The organism is Campylobacter sp. BCW_4323 (assembly GCF_001763115.1).
Lineage (GTDB): Bacteria > Campylobacterota > Campylobacteria > Campylobacterales > Campylobacteraceae > Campylobacter_D > Campylobacter_D jejuni.
In genome coordinates, this window is the sequence record NZ_MJYC01000057.1 from 25060 (window position 1) to 42652 (window position 17593).

Annotated in this window: 20 protein-coding genes; 15 read left to right on the forward strand and 5 right to left on the reverse strand. The window is 29.7% G+C overall.

Going from position 1 to position 17593, the window contains the following annotated elements; genetic code table 11:
- Window positions 1–92 precede the first annotated feature (92 nt).
- Window positions 93–1349: a UDP-N-acetylglucosamine 1-carboxyvinyltransferase gene (gene murA, locus AJN60_RS05075; RefSeq protein ID WP_070286000.1), complete on the forward strand. Its 1257-nt coding sequence runs from the start codon at window positions 93–95 to the stop codon at window positions 1347–1349.
- Entirely contained in the window at window positions 1346–2506 is a 1161-nt protein-coding gene (locus AJN60_RS05080) for a molybdopterin molybdotransferase MoeA (RefSeq protein ID WP_070286001.1), read from the forward strand. Before murA ends, AJN60_RS05080 begins: the two co-directional genes overlap by 4 nt.
- A 21-nt stretch (window positions 2507–2527) precedes the next feature.
- On the opposite strand, the gene lepB is transcribed toward AJN60_RS05080, so the two are convergent.
- Window positions 2528–3376 (reverse strand): signal peptidase I, encoded by an 849-nt coding sequence (lepB, locus tag AJN60_RS05085; protein ID WP_070261304.1) that lies wholly within the window; start codon window positions 3374–3376, stop codon window positions 2528–2530.
- Between the two features lie 9 nt (window positions 3377–3385).
- The gene (gene folD / locus AJN60_RS05090; protein WP_070286002.1) at window positions 3386–4234 is read right to left on the reverse strand and encodes a bifunctional methylenetetrahydrofolate dehydrogenase/methenyltetrahydrofolate cyclohydrolase FolD; all 849 of its coding nucleotides are present in this window, start codon (window positions 4232–4234) and stop codon (window positions 3386–3388) included.
- Between the two features lie 79 nt (window positions 4235–4313).
- Between folD and AJN60_RS05095 the strand changes: the two genes are divergently transcribed.
- From AJN60_RS05095 to AJN60_RS05125, 7 genes are read left to right on the forward strand one after another with little or no spacing between them, the layout of a single operon-like run.
- Window positions 4314–4661 (forward strand): c-type cytochrome, encoded by a 348-nt coding sequence (locus AJN60_RS05095; RefSeq protein ID WP_002852485.1) that lies wholly within the window; start codon window positions 4314–4316, stop codon window positions 4659–4661.
- Window positions 4658–5932, forward strand: coding sequence for a glutamate-1-semialdehyde 2,1-aminomutase (gene hemL, locus AJN60_RS05100; protein WP_070286003.1), 1275 nt, complete (start codon window positions 4658–4660; stop codon window positions 5930–5932). The genes AJN60_RS05095 and hemL overlap by 4 nt, the downstream gene beginning before the upstream one ends.
- A complete protein-coding gene (locus AJN60_RS05105) occupies window positions 5929–6258 on the forward strand; it encodes an AtpZ/AtpI family protein (protein WP_002852414.1) in 330 nt (109 codons plus the stop codon). The genes hemL and AJN60_RS05105 overlap by 4 nt, the downstream gene beginning before the upstream one ends.
- Window positions 6258–6761, forward strand: coding sequence for a hypothetical protein (locus AJN60_RS05110; RefSeq protein WP_070286004.1), 504 nt, complete (start codon window positions 6258–6260; stop codon window positions 6759–6761). Before AJN60_RS05105 ends, AJN60_RS05110 begins: the two co-directional genes overlap by 1 nt.
- Window positions 6739–7926 (forward strand): MFS transporter, encoded by a 1188-nt coding sequence (locus AJN60_RS05115; RefSeq protein ID WP_070233337.1) that lies wholly within the window; start codon window positions 6739–6741, stop codon window positions 7924–7926. Before AJN60_RS05110 ends, AJN60_RS05115 begins: the two co-directional genes overlap by 23 nt.
- Window positions 7919–10105: a flagellar hook-length control protein FliK gene (locus tag AJN60_RS05120; protein WP_070286005.1), complete on the forward strand. Its 2187-nt coding sequence runs from the start codon at window positions 7919–7921 to the stop codon at window positions 10103–10105. The genes AJN60_RS05115 and AJN60_RS05120 overlap by 8 nt, the downstream gene beginning before the upstream one ends.
- Window positions 10102–10383 carry a FlhB-like flagellar biosynthesis protein gene (locus AJN60_RS05125; protein WP_002852641.1) on the forward strand — a complete coding sequence of 94 codons (282 nt, stop codon included), beginning with the start codon at window positions 10102–10104 and terminating at the stop codon, window positions 10381–10383. The genes AJN60_RS05120 and AJN60_RS05125 overlap by 4 nt, the downstream gene beginning before the upstream one ends.
- On the opposite strand, the gene AJN60_RS05130 is transcribed toward AJN60_RS05125, so the two are convergent.
- Both AJN60_RS05130 and AJN60_RS05135 read right to left on the reverse strand, forming a co-directional pair.
- On the reverse strand, window positions 10380–11180 hold the full coding sequence (locus AJN60_RS05130; protein ID WP_070286006.1) for a phosphatidylserine decarboxylase: 801 nt from the start codon (window positions 11178–11180) through the stop codon (window positions 10380–10382). The two genes, AJN60_RS05125 and AJN60_RS05130, sit on opposite strands and share 4 nt — an antisense overlap.
- A complete protein-coding gene (locus AJN60_RS05135) occupies window positions 11177–12301 on the reverse strand; it encodes a metallophosphoesterase (RefSeq protein WP_070286007.1) in 1125 nt (374 codons plus the stop codon). The genes AJN60_RS05130 and AJN60_RS05135 overlap by 4 nt, the downstream gene beginning before the upstream one ends.
- A gap of 85 nt (window positions 12302–12386) precedes the next feature.
- Between AJN60_RS05135 and gltX the strand changes: the two genes are divergently transcribed.
- Genes gltX through AJN60_RS05150 form a run of 3 tightly spaced genes read left to right on the forward strand, consistent with a single transcriptional unit; the run spans window position 12387 to window position 15588 of the window.
- Window positions 12387–13682: a glutamate--tRNA ligase gene (gene gltX / locus AJN60_RS05140; RefSeq protein ID WP_070286008.1), complete on the forward strand. Its 1296-nt coding sequence runs from the start codon at window positions 12387–12389 to the stop codon at window positions 13680–13682.
- Window positions 13683–13684: 2 nt separating this feature from the next.
- Window positions 13685–13966 (forward strand): YggT family protein, encoded by a 282-nt coding sequence (locus AJN60_RS05145; RefSeq protein ID WP_002852501.1) that lies wholly within the window; start codon window positions 13685–13687, stop codon window positions 13964–13966.
- A complete protein-coding gene (locus AJN60_RS05150; RefSeq protein ID WP_079860508.1) occupies window positions 13963–15588 on the forward strand; it encodes a lytic transglycosylase domain-containing protein in 1626 nt (541 codons plus the stop codon). Before AJN60_RS05145 ends, AJN60_RS05150 begins: the two co-directional genes overlap by 4 nt.
- On the opposite strand, the gene AJN60_RS05155 is transcribed toward AJN60_RS05150, so the two are convergent.
- The gene (locus AJN60_RS05155) at window positions 15485–15970 is read right to left on the reverse strand and encodes a hypothetical protein (RefSeq protein ID WP_070286009.1); all 486 of its coding nucleotides are present in this window, start codon (window positions 15968–15970) and stop codon (window positions 15485–15487) included. The two genes, AJN60_RS05150 and AJN60_RS05155, sit on opposite strands and share 104 nt — an antisense overlap.
- 95 nt (window positions 15971–16065) lie before the next feature.
- Here AJN60_RS05155 and mobB point away from each other — a divergent pair, with 95 nt between their 5' ends.
- From mobB to AJN60_RS05170, 3 genes are read left to right on the forward strand one after another with little or no spacing between them, the layout of a single operon-like run.
- Window positions 16066–16557 carry a molybdopterin-guanine dinucleotide biosynthesis protein B gene (gene mobB / locus AJN60_RS05160; RefSeq protein ID WP_002861481.1) on the forward strand — a complete coding sequence of 164 codons (492 nt, stop codon included), beginning with the start codon at window positions 16066–16068 and terminating at the stop codon, window positions 16555–16557.
- Between the two features lies 1 nt (window position 16558).
- A complete protein-coding gene (locus tag AJN60_RS05165; protein WP_070286010.1) occupies window positions 16559–17401 on the forward strand; it encodes a class 1 fructose-bisphosphatase in 843 nt (280 codons plus the stop codon).
- The gene (locus AJN60_RS05170) at window positions 17394–17591 is read left to right on the forward strand and encodes a hypothetical protein (protein ID WP_070286011.1); all 198 of its coding nucleotides are present in this window, start codon (window positions 17394–17396) and stop codon (window positions 17589–17591) included. Before AJN60_RS05165 ends, AJN60_RS05170 begins: the two co-directional genes overlap by 8 nt.
- Window positions 17592–17593: the final 2 nt, after the last annotated feature.

Here is a 17593-nt window from a genome sequence, read left to right on the forward strand (position 1 = left end):
TAAGCATAACTATAAAACAAAAAAATAATAAACTTTTACAAAGCTTAAAAAATGTATAATATATTATAAAATTTAAAATCAAGGCTGTTTTTATGACTTATCTAGAAATCGAAGGCACAAATCATCTAAGCGGAAATGTTACAATAAGCGGGGCAAAAAATGCTGCCCTACCCTTGATCGTTTCAAGCATACTTGCTAAAAACGAAGTAAAAATCAACAATGTTCCCAATGTTGCTGATATAAAAACTCTTATATCTTTGCTAGAAAATTTAGGAGCTAAGGTTAATTTTCAAAATAATAGTGCTTTATTAAACACAATCACTCTTAATCAAACCATAGCCAAATATGACATTGTGCGTAAAATGCGTGCTTCCATACTTACTCTAGGACCTTTACTTGCTCGTTTTGGGCATTGTGAAGTATCTTTGCCTGGTGGATGTGCCATAGGACAAAGACCTATTGATTTACATCTTTTAGCCTTGGAAAAAATGGGGGCAAACATACAAATTAAACAAGGCTATGTCGTAGCTAGTGGAAATTTAAAAGGCAATGAAATTCTTTTTGATAAAATCACGGTTACAGGTAGTGAAAACATCATCATGGCAGCAGCTTTAGCCAAAGGTAAAACCAAGCTCTTAAATGTTGCAAAAGAACCCGAAGTAGTTCAACTTTGCGAAGTTTTAAAAGACGCAGGACTTGAAATCAAAGGCATAGGTACAGATGAACTTGAAATTTATGGTAGCGATGGAGAACTTTTAGAATTTAAAGAATTTAGCGTTATACCTGATAGAATTGAGGCAGGAACTTATCTTTGTGCAGGGGCTATTACAAATTCTAAAATTACTTTAGATAAAGTTAACGCCACTCATCTTAGTGCAGTTTTAGCAAAACTTCATCAAATGGGTTTTGAAACTTTGATTACAGAAGATAGTATCACCCTACTTCCTGCTAAAGAAATTAAACCTATAGAAATCATGACAAGTGAATATCCAGGCTTTCCAACCGATATGCAAGCGCAGTTTATGGCATTAGCCTTAAAAGCTAATGGAACTAGTATTATCGATGAAAGACTATTTGAAAATCGTTTCATGCATGTAAGTGAACTTTTAAGAATGGGCGCAGATATTAAACTCAATGGTCATATTGCTACTATAGTAGGCGGAAAAGAACTTAACGCTGCTGATGTCATGGCTACAGATTTGCGTGCTTCCTCAGCCCTTATCTTAGCGGCTCTTGCAGCTAAAGGCACAAGCAAAGTCCATAGAATTTACCATCTTGATAGGGGTTATGAAAATTTAGAAGAAAAATTTAAAGGTTTAGGTGTAAAAATCACAAGGCTTGAAGAATGAAAAACATCTTTGAAACCTTAAAAGACTTAGAAAATCAAATTTCATGCTTAGATGAAAGTGAACTTATTAGCCTTGAAAAAGCAAAGGATAGAATTTTAGCTAAAGATTTATACGCTAGAAAAAATCTACCCAGTTTTGACAATGCTGCTCTTGATGGCTATGCTTTTAATTATACTGATATCGATGAGGCTTTGGAGATTAAAGGGACTATTTTTGCAGGAGATAAAAATTTTTATACAGTTGCTAAAAATGAATGCTATAAAATCATGACAGGGGCCAAAATGCCCAAAAATACTGATACTATCTTAATGCTAGAAGATGAGTATATAGAAGAAAATAAACTCATCATTAAAAAAGCTCCTAAACAATACAATGCCTATCGCTATAAAGGCGAAGAATTAAAAAAAGGTGAAATTTTACTTCAAAAAGGCACCAAACTTAATGATAAACATATCGCCCTGCTTGCTTCTCAAGGGCTTTATAAAATAGAAGTCATAAGAAAAATTCGCATAGGTATTTTTTCAAGTGGAAATGAGCTAAAAGAACCTTGGCAAGAATGCGATGAAGAAAGTATTTATAATGCCAATGCTTTGCCTTTACTAACCATGCTTCAAAATGCTTCTTATTTGGGTATTATCAAAGATGATTTTAAAAGCACTAAAGAGGCTTTAGAAAATACAAATTTTGATCTTTTAATCACTTCAGGAGGTGCAAGCGTTGGCGAGGCTGATTTTATGGAAAAAGCTTTAGATGAATTAGGCTTTACTCCGCTTTTTAAAGGACTAAAAGCACGCCCTGCAAGGCCTACTAAGCTTTATAGAAAAGGTGAAAATTTCGTATTGATTTTACCAGGAAATCCTATGGCAGCTTATCTTTCTTGTTTTATTTTTGCTAAAAAAATCATTGATTTATTAAGTGGAAACCTAGATAATCCTTTAACATTTTACGCCAAAATGGGCATGGATTTAAAGCTTAAAAGTGGAAGAAATAATCTCATCTTAGGAAATTTAGAAAAAGATATTTTTACACCATTTAATGAAAACAAATTTGGCTCTGGTATGATACTTCCACTTATTAAAAGTGAGTTTTTACTTATAAGCGAAGAAAATACAAGTGAATTAAAAAAAGGTGATGAAATCACGCTTTTAAAAATATAATGTTTGTGTTTTTCACAAACATTAGCTTAATTTATCCTCATCGTCATGATCATGGATATATTGTTCATCATTTTCCAAGGTATCAACAAAACGCCCTATCCTTTCCCAGCGAACATTTTTATCTTTATCCCAAGAGAAATATACAAACCAAGGTTTACCTACTATCAATCTATAAGGAACAGAACCCCAAAAACGACTATCATAAGAATAATCGCGATTATCACCCATCATGAAATACTCATTTTCAGGTACATCAAAAACATAAGCATTTCCGCCGCTAAAACCTATATGATTTCCAAGTTCTTTAATATAAGTTGGAGACATGGCAAAATCACCTATGCTAAGAAAGCGTAAAATATCACTTTCTATATCTTTTTTTGGATCATAATGAATACCTTTTTGTTTATAAGGTTCTTTTACATAAATTTGCCCTCCAAGAGTAACAAGATCATTCGGATAATGTTCTTTCATAAATTCATCACCCTCATGCATTCTTACATAAAGTGTTTTATTTGCATAAACTATCCTATCTCCTCCTGTACCTACACAACGTTTTACAAAGTGTTCTTTTTCATTTCTAGGGTTTCTAAAAACAACTATATCTCCTCTTTGTGGCCCTTGTGCTTTTATCAAATGTCCATTTTTATTAAAATCTGGCAAAACAGGAATTTCCAACCAAGGAATATGAGGAGTTGGGATACCATAGCTAAATTTTTTAACAAATAAAAAATCCCCTACCAATAAGGTGTTTTTCATAGAACCAGAAGGAATAACAAAAGCTTGTATAAAGAAAAAAATCACCAAAAGAACAATAACTACAGTTCCAGTCCAAGATTGCGAAAATTTATATAATCTCTTTAAAATTTCCATAGATTTTCCCTAATTAAGTCTATTTTTAGCAGATTTAACTGTGTTTTCTAAAAGCATGGCTATAGTCATAGGACCTACTCCACCTGGAACAGGAGTTATATAACTAGATTTTTTAGATACCTCTTCAAAATCTACATCTCCAACTATCTTTCCACTTTCAAGACGATTGATTCCAACATCAATAACAATCACTCCTTCTTTTACCATATCTGATCGAAGTAAATTCACACAACCTGCTGCTACTATAATCAAATCAGCCTGTCTAGTATAAAAGCTCAAATCTTTGGTTTTGATATGACAAACGCTTACTGTAGCTCCAGCATTTAAAAACATAGTAGCCATAGGACGACCTACTATATTTGAAGCACCTATAATAACAGCGTCTTTTCCTTCTAAATCAATTTCATAAGCCCGTAAAAGCTTCATAACTCCAAGTGGAGTACAAGGCAAAAACCCAGTTTCTAAGCCTAAATTTAAATATCCTACATTAATAGGATGAAAACCATCAACATCTTTACTGCTTATAATGCTTTCAAGTATTAAATCTTTACAAATATGATCAGGTAAAGGAAGCTGAACCAAAATTCCATGAACACTATCATCGTGATTTAAGGTATTAATCAATGCCAAAAGTTCATTTTGTGTAGTATTTTTATTAAGATGATAAACTAAAGATTTAATTCCACATTCTTCACAGGCTTTAGCCTTAGATTTTACATAAGTTTGACTTGCAGGATTATCTCCAACCAAGATAACAGCTAAACAGCTTTCAATCCCTTTGCTTTTCAAAAATTGATTTTTTTCTTTTAATTCTTCTTTGATTTTTGCACTTAAAGCTTTACCATCAAGCAAAGTCATTATTTTCCTTCTATAAATTTAATCACTTTTTTAAAGTAAAAATTGTATCATATTAAAACTTCATTAACAAGGTGAAACTTTGAAAATTGTTTTAATGTTTTTTTTATTCAGTATCAGTCTTTTTGGTGCTGATTTTATCACTCTTAAAGAATACTCTAAAATGCTTTATGAAAATCCAAGGGGCATTAGTTGCAAAGAATGCCATGGAGCAGATGGAAGCGAACAAATTTTAGGATATTATATGAAAAATGGTATTAAAACAGCTTATAAAGTTCCAAGTATACAAAATCTTAGTTTTGAGAATTTTAAAAATTCTCTTAATCAGAGTAAAGACGCAAAATCAATCATGCCAAATTACTCTTTAACAAATGATGAAATTGTAACTTTATATAATTACATCAAGCAATTTAGCAAGGAAGAAAAATGACAAACAAAAAAGCTTTTAAAGAAGCGTGTAAATTCATCGCAGGTGGTGTAAATTCTCCAGTTCGTGCTTTTGCAAATGTTCAAAGTGAGCCAAAATTTATTTCCCATGGAAAAGGTGCTTATATTTTTGATATAGATGGAAAATCTTATATAGACTATGTTCAAAGCTGGGGGCCTTTACTTTTTGGACATTGTGATAAAGATATACAAAAAGCTTGCCAAAAAGCACTTCACAAAGGTTCAAGTTTTGGAGCTCCGACTTTATTAGAAACTGAACTTGCTAAGCTTGTTTTATCTGATTTTCCTCATTTAGAAAAGATCCGCTTTGTAAGTAGCGGAACAGAAGCAACCATGAGTGCTATTCGTCTTGCCCGTGGTTTTACTAAAAAAGATAAAATTTTAAAATTTGAAGGATGTTATCACGGGCATTCTGATTCATTATTAGTGAGTGCAGGAAGTGGTGCTGCTACTTTTAACTCTCCTAGTTCTTTAGGTGTTTTAGAAGATGTAGCTAAACACACTTTAGTAGCAAAATATAATGATATAAATAGCGTTAAAGAACTTTTTGAAAAAAATAAAGATATTGCATGTGTTATCATTGAGCCTATTGCTGGAAATATGGGCTTAGTTCCAGCTAAACAAGATTTTTTAGAAGAACTTGCTAAGATCTGTAAAAACAATCAAACTCTGCTGATTTTTGATGAAGTAATGAGTGGATATAGAGCATCTTACCTTGGTTCCTATGGAATCAATCATATCCAAGCAGATATAATTACTTTTGGTAAGGTAATAGGAGGCGGTCTACCTGCAGCAGCATTTGCTTCTAGAGCTGAAATTATGGATATTTTAAGTCCTTTGGGTGGAGTTTATCAAGCAGGAACTTTAAGTGGAAATCCTTTAGCAATGGCTGCAGGTATAGCAAGCCTTACAAAAGCCAAAAAGAAAACCAAGCTTTATGACAAACTTGGAAAATTAGCAAAAAAACTTACCCAAGGAATGAAAAAATTAGCAGATGAAAAAGGACTTCCACTGCAAGTTTGTCATGTAGGTTCTATGTTTGGATACTTTTTCACCAAAGATCCTGTATCAAACTACCAAGATGCATTAAAATCTGATCTAGCATTATTTTCAAAATTTCACAAAAATATGCTTGAAAATGGAATTTATTTAGCGCCTTCTCAATTTGAAACAAGCTTTATATGTTCAAAAATGGATGATAAAATTATAGATACAACACTAGAGGCTGTTAGGGAAAGCTTTAAAAGAATATGAGCAATATTTTAAAAGAAGAAAAAAATCACTTAGAAAATTCCAACAGTAAAAGACAAAAAATCATTCGCAAAACTCTTGAAGCTGCGGATGGTTTAAGTCTTGGCATCTCTATGGTTGTTGCTGTATTTATAGGTGTGGGAATAGGATATTTACTTAAAAAATTTACTCCTTATCCTTGGCTTTTTTGGCTTGGAGTTTTTTGGGGGATCAGTGCTGCCATACTTAATGTTTACAAAGCTTATAAAGTTCAAGTAAAAAGCTATGAAGAATTTAAAGAAAGAGATGAGTTGATCAAAGAAAAAATTCAAAAAGAAAAGAATAAATAATGGAACATAAAAAAGCTCTATTTTGTATTTTTGCCATTATTCATTTATTTTTTTGGATCATATTTTCATTGTTAAATCATTTTAAATTAGATACATTTTTAAGCTATGAAATAGCTTTTTTTAGTGTTTTATTGATTATTTTTGCTTCTTATTTAAATTATAAAAAAGTCATTATAAAAAAATCAAAAAATTATGAAAAAGATTTTAATTTCATTTCATCGCTTTTTATCAAAAAAAAACAAAATTTATCAAAAATTATTCATTTTAAAGTTCTAAAAGACGATTTAAAGCCAAATATTAAAGAGAAAATCCATTTTTTTACTATGTTTTTTACTCTCTTTAAATTGATGGCTTATGTAATATTGGTTGCTGGATTTTTATTTTTACATCGCCAAGATAGATTAGATATCTTTGCTTATATTTGTGGAATTTCATCCTTGCTAGTTTGTGTGTTTATTTTTATTTTATATATAAAAAAGTATGAGTCCAAAAAAAATTATTAAATCAATGACAGCACTTTTTGCTGGTATGGCATTTTTATTTGCAGGTAATGCCTTGATAGTAAGCTCTATAGGTGTTATATTAAAAGAAAACGGAGAAAGTTCTTTAGCTGTTGGAGTGGTAAGTTCTTGTTTTTTTATAGGCGCTCTTGTTGGAACCATCAGTGCTCATAAAATTATTTCTCGTATAGGTCATATACGCTCTTTTGGGCTATTTGGGGCTATTTTTGGAATTTCAGCTATGCTTCATACAGTAAGCGAAAATCTTATTTTTTGGGCTGTTTTAAGATTTTTCATAGGAATTTGCTACTATGGACTTTTAATGGTCATAGAATCATGGCTTAATGAAAAAAGCAAAAATGCCATTCGATCTAGAATTTTAGGTTTTTATGAAATTGTTTTTTATCTTGCTTTTGGTATTGGAGTTTTAATCATAGCGTTAAATTTAAGCAAACATAGTGTATTTATTCTCAGTGCAACTTTGATTTTACTTTCATCTTTGCCTTTAAATTTGATTAAAATCAAAGAACCTGTTTTGCCCGCATCAAGTCCTATTTCTATACCTAAAATTTTTGATATAGCTCCTTTAGCTATCGTCACAAGCTTTATAGCCGGAATGCTTATAAATGGCTTTTTTTCTATGGCATCTTTATTTATACTTTTGCAAGGTTTTGATACAAAAGCGGTTTCTTATTTTATATTTTGTGGGGTTTTAGGTGGTTTTATTGCACAAACCATCATAGGAACTATTTCAGATAAACTTGGTCGCAAATTTGCCATTATCACTTGCGCAAGCATAGGATTTATCACTATGCTTATATTTATCTTTTTTAAACTTCATTTGTATATGCAATATTTTTTAGGAATTACTCTTGGTATAGGAATATTTTGTTTATATGCTTTAGCACTTGCTAGAGCAAATGATGTTTTAGTAAGCAAAAATAAAGGCGTAGAGTTAGGTCGTGGGGTTCTTTTTTGCTATTCTTTGGGCTCTTTGTTTGGCCCTTTAATTTTAGGTTTTTTAATGCAATACTTTGAAATCAAAGGTTTTATATGGTTTTATATAGTTTCTTTAGCATTTTTAATTCTTTTTGCTATCAATAAACCAAATATTTTAAATAAAAAATTTAAGAAAAAGCCTGGAAATATGGTGATATTTGATGATTAATACTCAACTAGCAAGTCAAATTGCCAATACGCAAAAAAATGATTTAAAAGTAGATAACTCTACTTCAAAAGATAAAACAAATTTAAAGGACAATCCAAAAGAAGCACTTGCGCAAGCTTTAAAGCAAAATTTAGGTTTAAGCAAGGATGCTAGCAGTGAAGAAATACTAGCAAAATTTGTTCAAAATGAAACAGGCACCAAATTAAAAGAACTTGTTAATAAACTTTTAGATCAAATCAATGCTCAAAAAAACCCCGATTCCCCTGTGCTTAAACAAGGAAAAAATTTAAATTTAGCTCCTAATTTTGCTAATGAATTAAAAACTTTAAGCACAGAACTTGCAAAAAGCGATACTTTTACACAAGTTTTAGACAGATTAAATCAAATTTTAAAACCTGCCAGTGAAATAAAAAACAACAACTTAGCTCCTTTGTTTAAAAATTCAGGCGTATTTTTAGAAGCTAAATTAAAAGATGCCCTAAACGAAGAATTGCTGCCCAAAAGTTTTCACTCTCTTTTAAGTACAATCAAAGGTCTTAGTAGTGAAAAACTAAGTATTCAGATAGCCCAACTTGCAAATGCAAATTTAAACCCAAAAGACACTTTAAAAGAATTAAAAAATATTATTAATTCTAGCAAAAATGAAAATAAGCAAATTTTAAATCAAAGTTCTTTTAAAGCACTTTTAAATTTAAGTTCTAAATTGGAAAATTTTAAAAATTATATAAGTAAAAATCCCAGTCATGCTCAAGAAAAAATCACCCCTATAGCTAATAAAATTTTAAAAGAATTAAATTCCATCAAAAATGATTTTTTCAAAGCTCTTAATAAGCCAGAAAATTTAATGATAAAAGATCCAAACATCCTTAAGCAAACTGCTACCGCCTTTGAAAAACTTGAAAATACTTTAAAAAATATACTAGGCAATCAAGCTTCTAAAATACAAGATAAAGAAAATATTTTAGAAAATCTTTTAAGTAACAAAGAAAATATCAAAGAAGAAAAACTTAATCATAACACAAAAAACCAAGATGAAGAAAAACATACAAAAGCATCAAAAGAAGAAAATCTCACAGATGATACCAAGCAAGATTCAAAATTAGATTCTAATATAAAAACCCACGAAGAAGATACCCAAGATACAAAAAATGATATTCAAAACAATGAAACAGAAAATAATCCAGACAATGATATAAAAAATTCTACTCCAAACCAAGAAAAAATTAAAGATGAAAAACAAGAAAAATCAAAAGAAAATATCAAAGAAAATCCAAAATTTTATGAAACAAAAACAGAAAACAAAACTTCAATCAATACAAATACCAACACTTCAAATCCTAACACAAATAATACGCAAAATTTAAATAATTCTCAAAATATTCAACTTAACAATAACCAAACTATGCAAAATATTTTTAAAAATCAGGAATTTATAAAACAAAATATTGTAAAAAATTTAGCATTTAATGTAGAAAATTTAGATCTAGAACAAGTGCAAGATTTAAGTAAAAATTTAAGCAATCTTTCTCGTAGACTTAATGAAAGCTTAAAAGAACTTGAACCTTATACTCAAAATGCCAAACTTAATCAAGCAGAACTTAAAAATCTCGAACACAAACTCAATCTTTCTACCAAAGATCTAGCGCAAATTAAACCAAAAACAGAACAAGATATAGCTGAATCTTTACATCATGATGTAAAATCAACACTTTTGCAAATTTCAAATTTAGCTAAAAATGAAGGCAATGAAGCTATATATAATCAAGCTAATCGTCTTTTAGCGCAAATTGAAATCAATCAGCTTATGTCTTTAGCTAATGATTCTATCAATACTTATCTGCCTTTTTCTTGGGATGATTTAAATGATTCTAAAATTATGTTTAGACGCGGAAAAAAGGATAAATTTTTTGCTCAAATTAAACTCGAATTTGCAAAACTTGGGGATTTGGAAATTCTTATTTCTTTAAATAATGAAAAATATATAGATATTAATATTATGGCAGAAAATATTGAATTTAGAAAAACCATCTATGAAAATGCCCATGAGCTTAAAAGAAATATCAATAAAGCAGGACTTTTAAGTGCAAATTTCTTTGTAGGTGATATCATAAGAAGTAAATTTGATACTAGAAATATGAAAAATTTAGATCTTGAAATGGGTATGGATAAAAAAGTATGAGCAAAATCAAAAGATCGATTAAAAAAGCTGTAGCTCTAGGCTATCAAAAAGAAAAAAACTCTGCCCCAAAAGTGCTTGCAAGTGGCAAAGGTGAAAGTGCTGCTAAAATTATTTCTTTAGCCAAGGAACACGGAGTTCCCATTAAAGAAGATGAAGATTTAATAGAAATTTTAAGCAAGCTTGACTTAGGTGATGAAATTCCACCTAATATGTATAAAGCTGTAGCTGAAGTTTTTGCCTTTATCTATCAAATGGCAAATAAAACTCCTAAAAACTAATCCGCTATTTTTTCTCCAAATTTAATACCCTGCCCTATCTTTAAATTAAAAGTTAAAAGTCCTTTTTGAGAGATTAAAACTATAGTAGAACCCAGTTCAAAATTTCCTAGTTCTTCGCCTTTTTTTAGATTTAAATTTTCATATTTTCTAGTAAAATTATGAGAAATTTTAGCATTGGTTTGTATGCTTATATCAAAATTAAAACGCATTTTTCCTACATTTTGCGCTCCTACAAAAACAAGCCAAAAAATACCTTTTTCATTTTGACATTTTAAACTCACTCTTTCATTTTTTACATACAAATTACTAATGCGTTCTAAATGCTTTTCATTTACACTATAAAGGGCGCCACTTGTGTAAGTTGCACTCAAAATTTGCATATCACAAGGGCTGTGATAACGATGATAATCTTTTGGAGAAAGATAGATATTGACATAATCAAGCCCATTTTTAAGCTCATCTTTTTCAAAGCTATCTTTTAAAAGCTCCTCAACGCTATAAGTATGCCCTTTTATAGAAAAAGCAAAATGTTCTTCATTTGCCAAAAAAGTACTTCCACACTCTAAAATTTTACCATCACTTGGACTGATAAAACCTTCTTCAAGTTTCCTTGGAATGTGAAAAGTTCTTGTAAAAAGAGCATTTAAACTCTCGTATTCACAAGGAGCTTTAAATTCACTCATATCGATATTAAAATACTTAACATAATTTTCATTAATAACTTTTTGTATCATTTTGGGAAATTTAATCCCCGCTACAAAACCAAAAAGCCTCGAACTTTCTTTTGAAAAACTCATTTTTTTCCTTTTAAATTTAAAATCACTATTTCACTCGGAGCAAAAACTCTAAGACTTGGCCCCCAAAATCCTGCTCCACTACTCACATAAAGCTTAGTTTTTTCTCCTAAATCATAAAGCCCATGAACAAAACCTTGCTGAAGTTTAACTAAAAACATAAAAGGGAAAATTTGCCCTCCATGCGTATGCCCACTTAAAACAAGGTCAAAATCACTTAAATCATAAAGCAAAGCTGTTTTGGGTTGATGTGTGAGTAAAATACTAGCTTTACTTGTATTTAAATCCACTTTTATTCTTGCTAAATCAGGAGCATATAAACCCTTATTAAGTCCGGCTAAATCTCCAAGTCCAGCAATATTTATAAAACCTAAATCTAAATTTTGATTGACTAAAATTTTCATATTAGTATGTTTTCTAAGTAAATCCAAAACTTTATTGATACCATGATAATACTCATGATTTCCCAAGGCATAAAAAGTTCCATAAGTGGAATTAAAATCATTAAGTTTTGAGATGTAATTTTTTAAATCTTTAGGATTAGTATCAATCAGATCTCCTACTATTACAACCATATCAGGACTTTGCAAATTCACTTTAGTGATGAGCTTATCTAAAAAATTTTCATGCAAATTTTTACCCAAATGTATATCAGTAAGCATGACAATTTTTAAATCTTGTTTAAGATTTGGTATTTCAACATCAACACTCTTTACTTCAGGTGTTTTTAGAGCATTATTTATACTTATATAAATTAAAAACACACTTAAAACTATAAGAGAAAGCTCAAAAATCAAACGCAAAATAAGATTATATTTTTTATCTCTTTTACCCATAAGAGCTAAAATCAATTTAATAAAATCCCAAGCTAAAGTCATAAAAAACAAACAATAAGTCGGCGCATAAAGCATGGCTAAAATTTCATACCAAGTATCACTTAAATATTCATCTCTACGAAATATTAAAAACACAGCTTGGGCTAAAAAAAGCACAATAAAAATAAAGGCAAAAATTTTATAAAAATACTTAAAAAGAGTAATTTTCTTGATTAATCTTTTATAAATATAAACATTTGCTAAGCCAAAAATCAATAATACAATGAAAGAAAAAATTAAAAATATCATAAAAGTATTATAACCAAGTAAAATTAAATATCCGTATAAATTTTTCTGTTATAATAAACTTTTAAATAATTTTAAAGGCTATAAAATGTACCGTTTTGCACCTTCTCCCACAGGTGATATGCACATAGGAAATTTACGCGCAGCAATTTTTAACTATATCTGTGCAAGACAAAAAAATATGGATTTTATCTTACGTATTGAAGATACTGATAAGGCTAGAAATATAGCAGGAAAAGAAGAAGAAATCAAAGAAATTTTAAATCTTTTTGGTATTTCATGGCAGCATTACTATATACAAAGTGAAAATTTAAAATTCCATCGCCAAATGGCTTTAAAACTTGTAAGTGAAAAAAAAGCTTTTGCTTGTTTTTGTACTGAAGAAGAACTTGAAGCAAAAAAAGAGCTAGCTAAAAAACAAGGTAAAGCTTATCGCTACGATGGCACTTGTGAAAAACTAGCCGATATCGATGTTTTAGAATGTGAAAAACCCTTTGTTATCCGTCTTAAAAAACCTACTCACACTATGAAATTTACAGATTTTATCAAAGGTGAATTAAGTTTTAAACCTGAAAACATAGACTCTTTTGTGATTATGAGAACGGATAAAACTCCAACTTATAATTTTGCTTGTGCGGTTGATGATATGCTTGAAAATGTTACTTGTATTATACGCGGAGAAGATCATGTTTCAAACACTCCAAAACAAGAACATATCCGCGCAAGTTTAGACTATAATAAAGCCATAACTTATGCGCACTTGCCTATCATTTTAAACGAAGAAGGTGTTAAAATGAGCAAAAGAGAAGCACATTCTTCTGTAAAATGGCTACTTGAAAGTGGAATTTTACCTAGTGCAATCGCAAATTATCTGATCATGCTAGGCAATAAAACTCCTTGTGAAATTTTTACCTTAGAAGAAGCTATAAAATGGTTTGATATTTCTAAAGTTTCAAAAGCTCCCGCAAGATTTGATCTTAAAAAACTCTTACAAATCAATCGCGAACATATCAAAATGATCAAAGATGATGAGCTTAATAAAATTTTAGATTTAAACAAAGATCTTGCACAACTTGCTAAATTTTACACTCAAGAAGCAAGCACCATAAAAGAACTTAAAGAAAAAATGCGAGCTATTTTTAGCACAAAAGACTTTGGCGAGTTTGAAGTAGAATGTAAAATTTTAAAAGAACTCTTAAAAGATATTGAACTTTTTGAAAACTATGAAGATTTTAAAAATGAACTTTTAAGCAAAAGCGACTTAAAAGGTAAAAAATTTTTCATGCCTTTAAGGATAATTTTAACAGGAAATATTCACGGACCTGAGCTTAGCGATCTTTATCCTTATATTAAAAATTTTATTCACGAATTAGCAAGGATTTAACTATGGTTATAGACTCTTTTATTATTTCTATTTTTCAAGTACTACAAATTGTCATTAACATTTATACTTGGATTATTATCATCACAGCACTTTTAAGCTGGGTAAACCCTGATCCTTATAATCCCATAGTGCAAATTTTATATAAATTAAGTTATCCTGCTTACGCCTTAGTTAGAAAAATTCCAACACGCATTGGTAATATTGATCTTGCACCTTTGATTATAGTCTTAGCATTGCAGTTTCTTGGTATTTTTCTTGGGAATATCTTAAGGAGTATATTGTGATAAAAAAAATACTCATTTTTTTATTTATTTTTTCAAGTTTAAATGCTACACAATATAGCATAGAAAAACTCAAAAAAGAAGAAAATTCACTTGCTAAAGATTATTATATTTATAGGCTTTTAGAAAAAAATAAAATCAGTAAAAAAGATGCACAGGATTTAAATTCTCATATTTTTCGCTATATAGGAAAAATTAAATCCGAACTTGAAAAAATCATTCCTTTAAAGCCTTATATCAACCCAAAATATGCTAAATGCTATACCTATACAGCAAATACTATCTTAGATGCAAATTTAACTTGTCAAAGTGTGCGCTTAAATTCATTAGTTTTTATAGCAAGTTTAAATTCCAAAGACCGAACTACTTTAGCTCAAACCTTTAAAAATCAAAGACCTGATTTGACAAATTTACTACTAGCTTTTAATACTTCTGATCCTATGAGCTATATAGCACAAAAAGAAGATATTAATGGTTTTTTTAAACTTTATAATTATTCTAAAAAATACGACTTAGATTTAAATACAAGTTTAGTCAATAAACTACCAAACCACATTGGTTTTAAAGATTTTGCACAAAATATTATTATTAAAAAAGAAAATCCAAAATTTAGACATTCTATGCTAGAAATAAATCCTGAAAATGTAAGTGAAGATTCTGCTTTCTATTTAGGAGTCAATGCCTTAACTTATGATAAAACAGAGCTTGCTTATGACTTTTTTAAAAAGGCGGCACAAAGTTTTAAATCGCAAAGCAATAAAGATAATGCTATATTTTGGATGTGGTTGATTAAAAACAATGAAGAAGATTTAAAAACTTTATCGCAAAGTTCTTCTTTAAATATTTATAGTCTTTACGCAAAAGAACTTACTAACACACCTTTTCCAAAGATAGAAAGCCTTAATCCAAGCAAGAAAAAAAATAATTTTAATATGCAAGATCCTTTTGCTTGGCAAAAAATAAACAAACAAATTCGCGATGCTAACGCAAGTCAACTAGATGTCTTGGCAAAAGAATTTGACACACAAGAAACCTTGCCTATTTATGCTTACATATTAGAACGCAAAAATAATTTTAAAAAACATTATTTTATAATGCCTTATTATGACAATATAAAAGACTATAATAAAACAAGACAAGCTTTAATTTTGGCTATTGCCAGACAAGAAAGTCGTTTTATTCCAACTGCTATTTCAGTTTCTTATGCTTTAGGCATGATGCAATTTATGCCATTTTTAGCCAATCACATAGGGGAAAAAGAATTAAAAATTCCAAATTTCGATCAAGATTTTATGTTTAAACCTGAAATAGCATATTACTTTGGAAATTATCATCTAAATTACCTTGAATCACGTTTAAAATCTCCACTTTTTGTCGCTTATGCTTATAATGGTGGTATAGGATTTACTAACCGTATGCTTGCAAGAAATGATATGTTTAAGACGGGCAAATTTGAACCTTTCTTGTCTATGGAGCTAGTTCCTTATCAAGAAAGCCGAATTTACGGAAAAAAAGTTCTAGCTAATTATATTGTGTATCGACATCTTCTGAACGATAGTATAAAGATTTCGGATATTTTTGAAAATTTAATTCAAAACAAGGCAAATGATCTAAACAAATCTTAGCTACAAGCCTAGTCTCTTCCTTGACACTAGGAAGAGATACTTTAAAATAATCAGTATAGTTATTTTGCATTATATATTTTAAATACTCATCATCCAGTTTTTCAATATTAGCTTTTTTATTATTGATAAAAACTTCTAAATTTTGAATTTTTAATGTATTTGGAGTAAAAGACAAGGCCAATACATCATCTTTACTTATCTTGTCTAGAATTGGGTTTAAATAAGACATGGTTACAATGGCATTAATCTTATCTTGTGTGATTTTGTATTTTTGAGTAAACATTAAAGTTTGAGATTTTAAATTTGTATCCACAATCGCCTGATCTTTTAAAGAACAAGCTCCAAGCAAAAAAGCACCTAAAATTACACTATAAATTTTCATTCTTTTTCCATATTTTTTAGTATTATTGTAGCCTTTTAACCCTATTTTTTGGTTTAAAAAGATATAATTTTACAAAAAAATTAAGAGTATATTTTATGAAACAACTTATCATAGCTTTTAGCGGGCCTTCAAATTCAGGAAAAACTACACTCATCACCAAAATAGCTGATAATTTTTTGCAACAAAATTTAAAAGTTTTAATCATTAAACACGATCCTGCCGATAAAGCTCAATTTGATTTTAACGGTAAAGATAGTTTTAAATTTTTTCAAAGCGGAGCTGAAGTCATGGTTTTAAGCCCTACAAGAACAACTTTTTTTTCTCATGAAAATAGAGATATTTTAAAAGCTTTAAAATTAAGCCCTGATTTTGACATTTGTTTGGTTGAAGGATTGAAAACTCTTGATTTACCACGCATTAGCGTATTTTGCAAAGAAATTGATGAAAGTTATTTTACTTTTTCAAACGCCATCGCAAGCTATGAAAAAATTTCTCACCCTTATCTTACTTGGCTTGATTTAAACGATATACAAGCTATTTGTCAATATATACTTAAAAATGCTAAAAATTTGCAAGGAGAATTATAAAATGCAAGAAGTGATTTCTTATATACAAAAAGCTGTTTTAGAAATTTCTAACGCTTTAAAATTTCCCGATACAAGCTACAGTCAAAATCAAAATTTTACAGGCGATACCCAACTCAAATTTGATGTTTTAAGCGATGAAATCATCACAAAAACCCTAAGTCAATGTTCAAGCATTAAAGCCATCATAAGTGAAGAAAAAGACGAAATTTTAACGCTTAATAAAAAAGCAAATTTTATCGTAGCTTATGATCCTTTAGACGGTTCTAGCTTAATGGATGTTAATTTTGCTATAGGTTCTATTTTTGCCATCTATGAAGAAAAAGCAAATGCCAAAAATTTAAGAGCTGCACTTTATAGTATGTATGGAGCGCGCTTAGAACTTGTGATTTGCAAAGATCAACCAAAACTTTATCGCCTAAATGCAAATAATGAATTTATTTTTATAAAAGATCTTAAAATGAATGAAAAAGGCAAAATTAATGCTACAGGCGGAACGCAAAAATTTTGGGAAGAAAAACACGCTAAATTTGTCAAAAGTCTTTTTGATGAAGGATATCGCTTAAGATATTCTGGGGCTATGGTAAGCGATATCAATCAAATTTTATTAAAAGGGGGTGGGATTTTTAGTTATCCTGCAACACAAGATGCGCCTAATGGCAAACTTCGTGCTTTTTTTGAAGTCTTTCCTTTAGCCTTTATTATAGAAAAAGCAGGCGGAAAAACCACAAATGGAAAAAATCACTCCTTACTTGAACTTGAATTTGATAAAATCCATGCTACAACTCCTTGTTTTTTTGGCTCAGAATATGAAATTTCAAAACTTTTAAAGGTTTACAATGAGTGAGATTAGAGATGAATTTGAACTTGATATGGATAAAAAAAAAGAAATTTTACTTTCATGTCAAAACTCAAAAAATCTAAACTCTTGTTATAATTGCGATGAAATTTTTAACTGCCAAACTAGAAAAAATTATGTTGATGCAGTCTATAACAGTATGTCTAAGGGTAAAACCGAAGGCGGATTTGACTTTTAAAG

Coding starts and splice junctions, on each gene's coding strand:
- murA (WP_070286000.1), top strand. CDS start 93: ATGACTTATCTAGAAATCGAAGGCACAAATCATCTAAGCGGAAATGTT.
- AJN60_RS05080 (WP_070286001.1), top strand. CDS start 1,346: ATGAAAAACATCTTTGAAACCTTAAAAGACTTAGAAAATCAAATTTCA.
- lepB (WP_070261304.1), bottom strand. CDS start 3,376: ATGGAAATTTTAAAGAGATTATATAAATTTTCGCAATCTTGGACTGGA.
- folD (WP_070286002.1), bottom strand. CDS start 4,234: ATGACTTTGCTTGATGGTAAAGCTTTAAGTGCAAAAATCAAAGAAGAA.
- hemL (WP_070286003.1), top strand. CDS start 4,658: ATGACAAACAAAAAAGCTTTTAAAGAAGCGTGTAAATTCATCGCAGGT.
- AJN60_RS05105 (WP_002852414.1), top strand. CDS start 5,929: ATGAGCAATATTTTAAAAGAAGAAAAAAATCACTTAGAAAATTCCAAC.
- AJN60_RS05110 (WP_070286004.1), top strand. CDS start 6,258: ATGGAACATAAAAAAGCTCTATTTTGTATTTTTGCCATTATTCATTTA.
- AJN60_RS05115 (WP_070233337.1), top strand. CDS start 6,739: ATGAGTCCAAAAAAAATTATTAAATCAATGACAGCACTTTTTGCTGGT.
- AJN60_RS05120 (WP_070286005.1), top strand. CDS start 7,919: ATGATTAATACTCAACTAGCAAGTCAAATTGCCAATACGCAAAAAAAT.
- AJN60_RS05125 (WP_002852641.1), top strand. CDS start 10,102: ATGAGCAAAATCAAAAGATCGATTAAAAAAGCTGTAGCTCTAGGCTAT.
- AJN60_RS05130 (WP_070286006.1), bottom strand. CDS start 11,180: ATGAGTTTTTCAAAAGAAAGTTCGAGGCTTTTTGGTTTTGTAGCGGGG.
- AJN60_RS05135 (WP_070286007.1), bottom strand. CDS start 12,301: ATGATATTTTTAATTTTTTCTTTCATTGTATTATTGATTTTTGGCTTA.
- gltX (WP_070286008.1), top strand. CDS start 12,387: ATGTACCGTTTTGCACCTTCTCCCACAGGTGATATGCACATAGGAAAT.
- AJN60_RS05145 (WP_002852501.1), top strand. CDS start 13,685: ATGGTTATAGACTCTTTTATTATTTCTATTTTTCAAGTACTACAAATT.
- AJN60_RS05155 (WP_070286009.1), bottom strand. CDS start 15,970: ATGAAAATTTATAGTGTAATTTTAGGTGCTTTTTTGCTTGGAGCTTGT.
- mobB (WP_002861481.1), top strand. CDS start 16,066: ATGAAACAACTTATCATAGCTTTTAGCGGGCCTTCAAATTCAGGAAAA.
- AJN60_RS05165 (WP_070286010.1), top strand. CDS start 16,559: ATGCAAGAAGTGATTTCTTATATACAAAAAGCTGTTTTAGAAATTTCT.
- AJN60_RS05170 (WP_070286011.1), top strand. CDS start 17,394: ATGAGTGAGATTAGAGATGAATTTGAACTTGATATGGATAAAAAAAAA.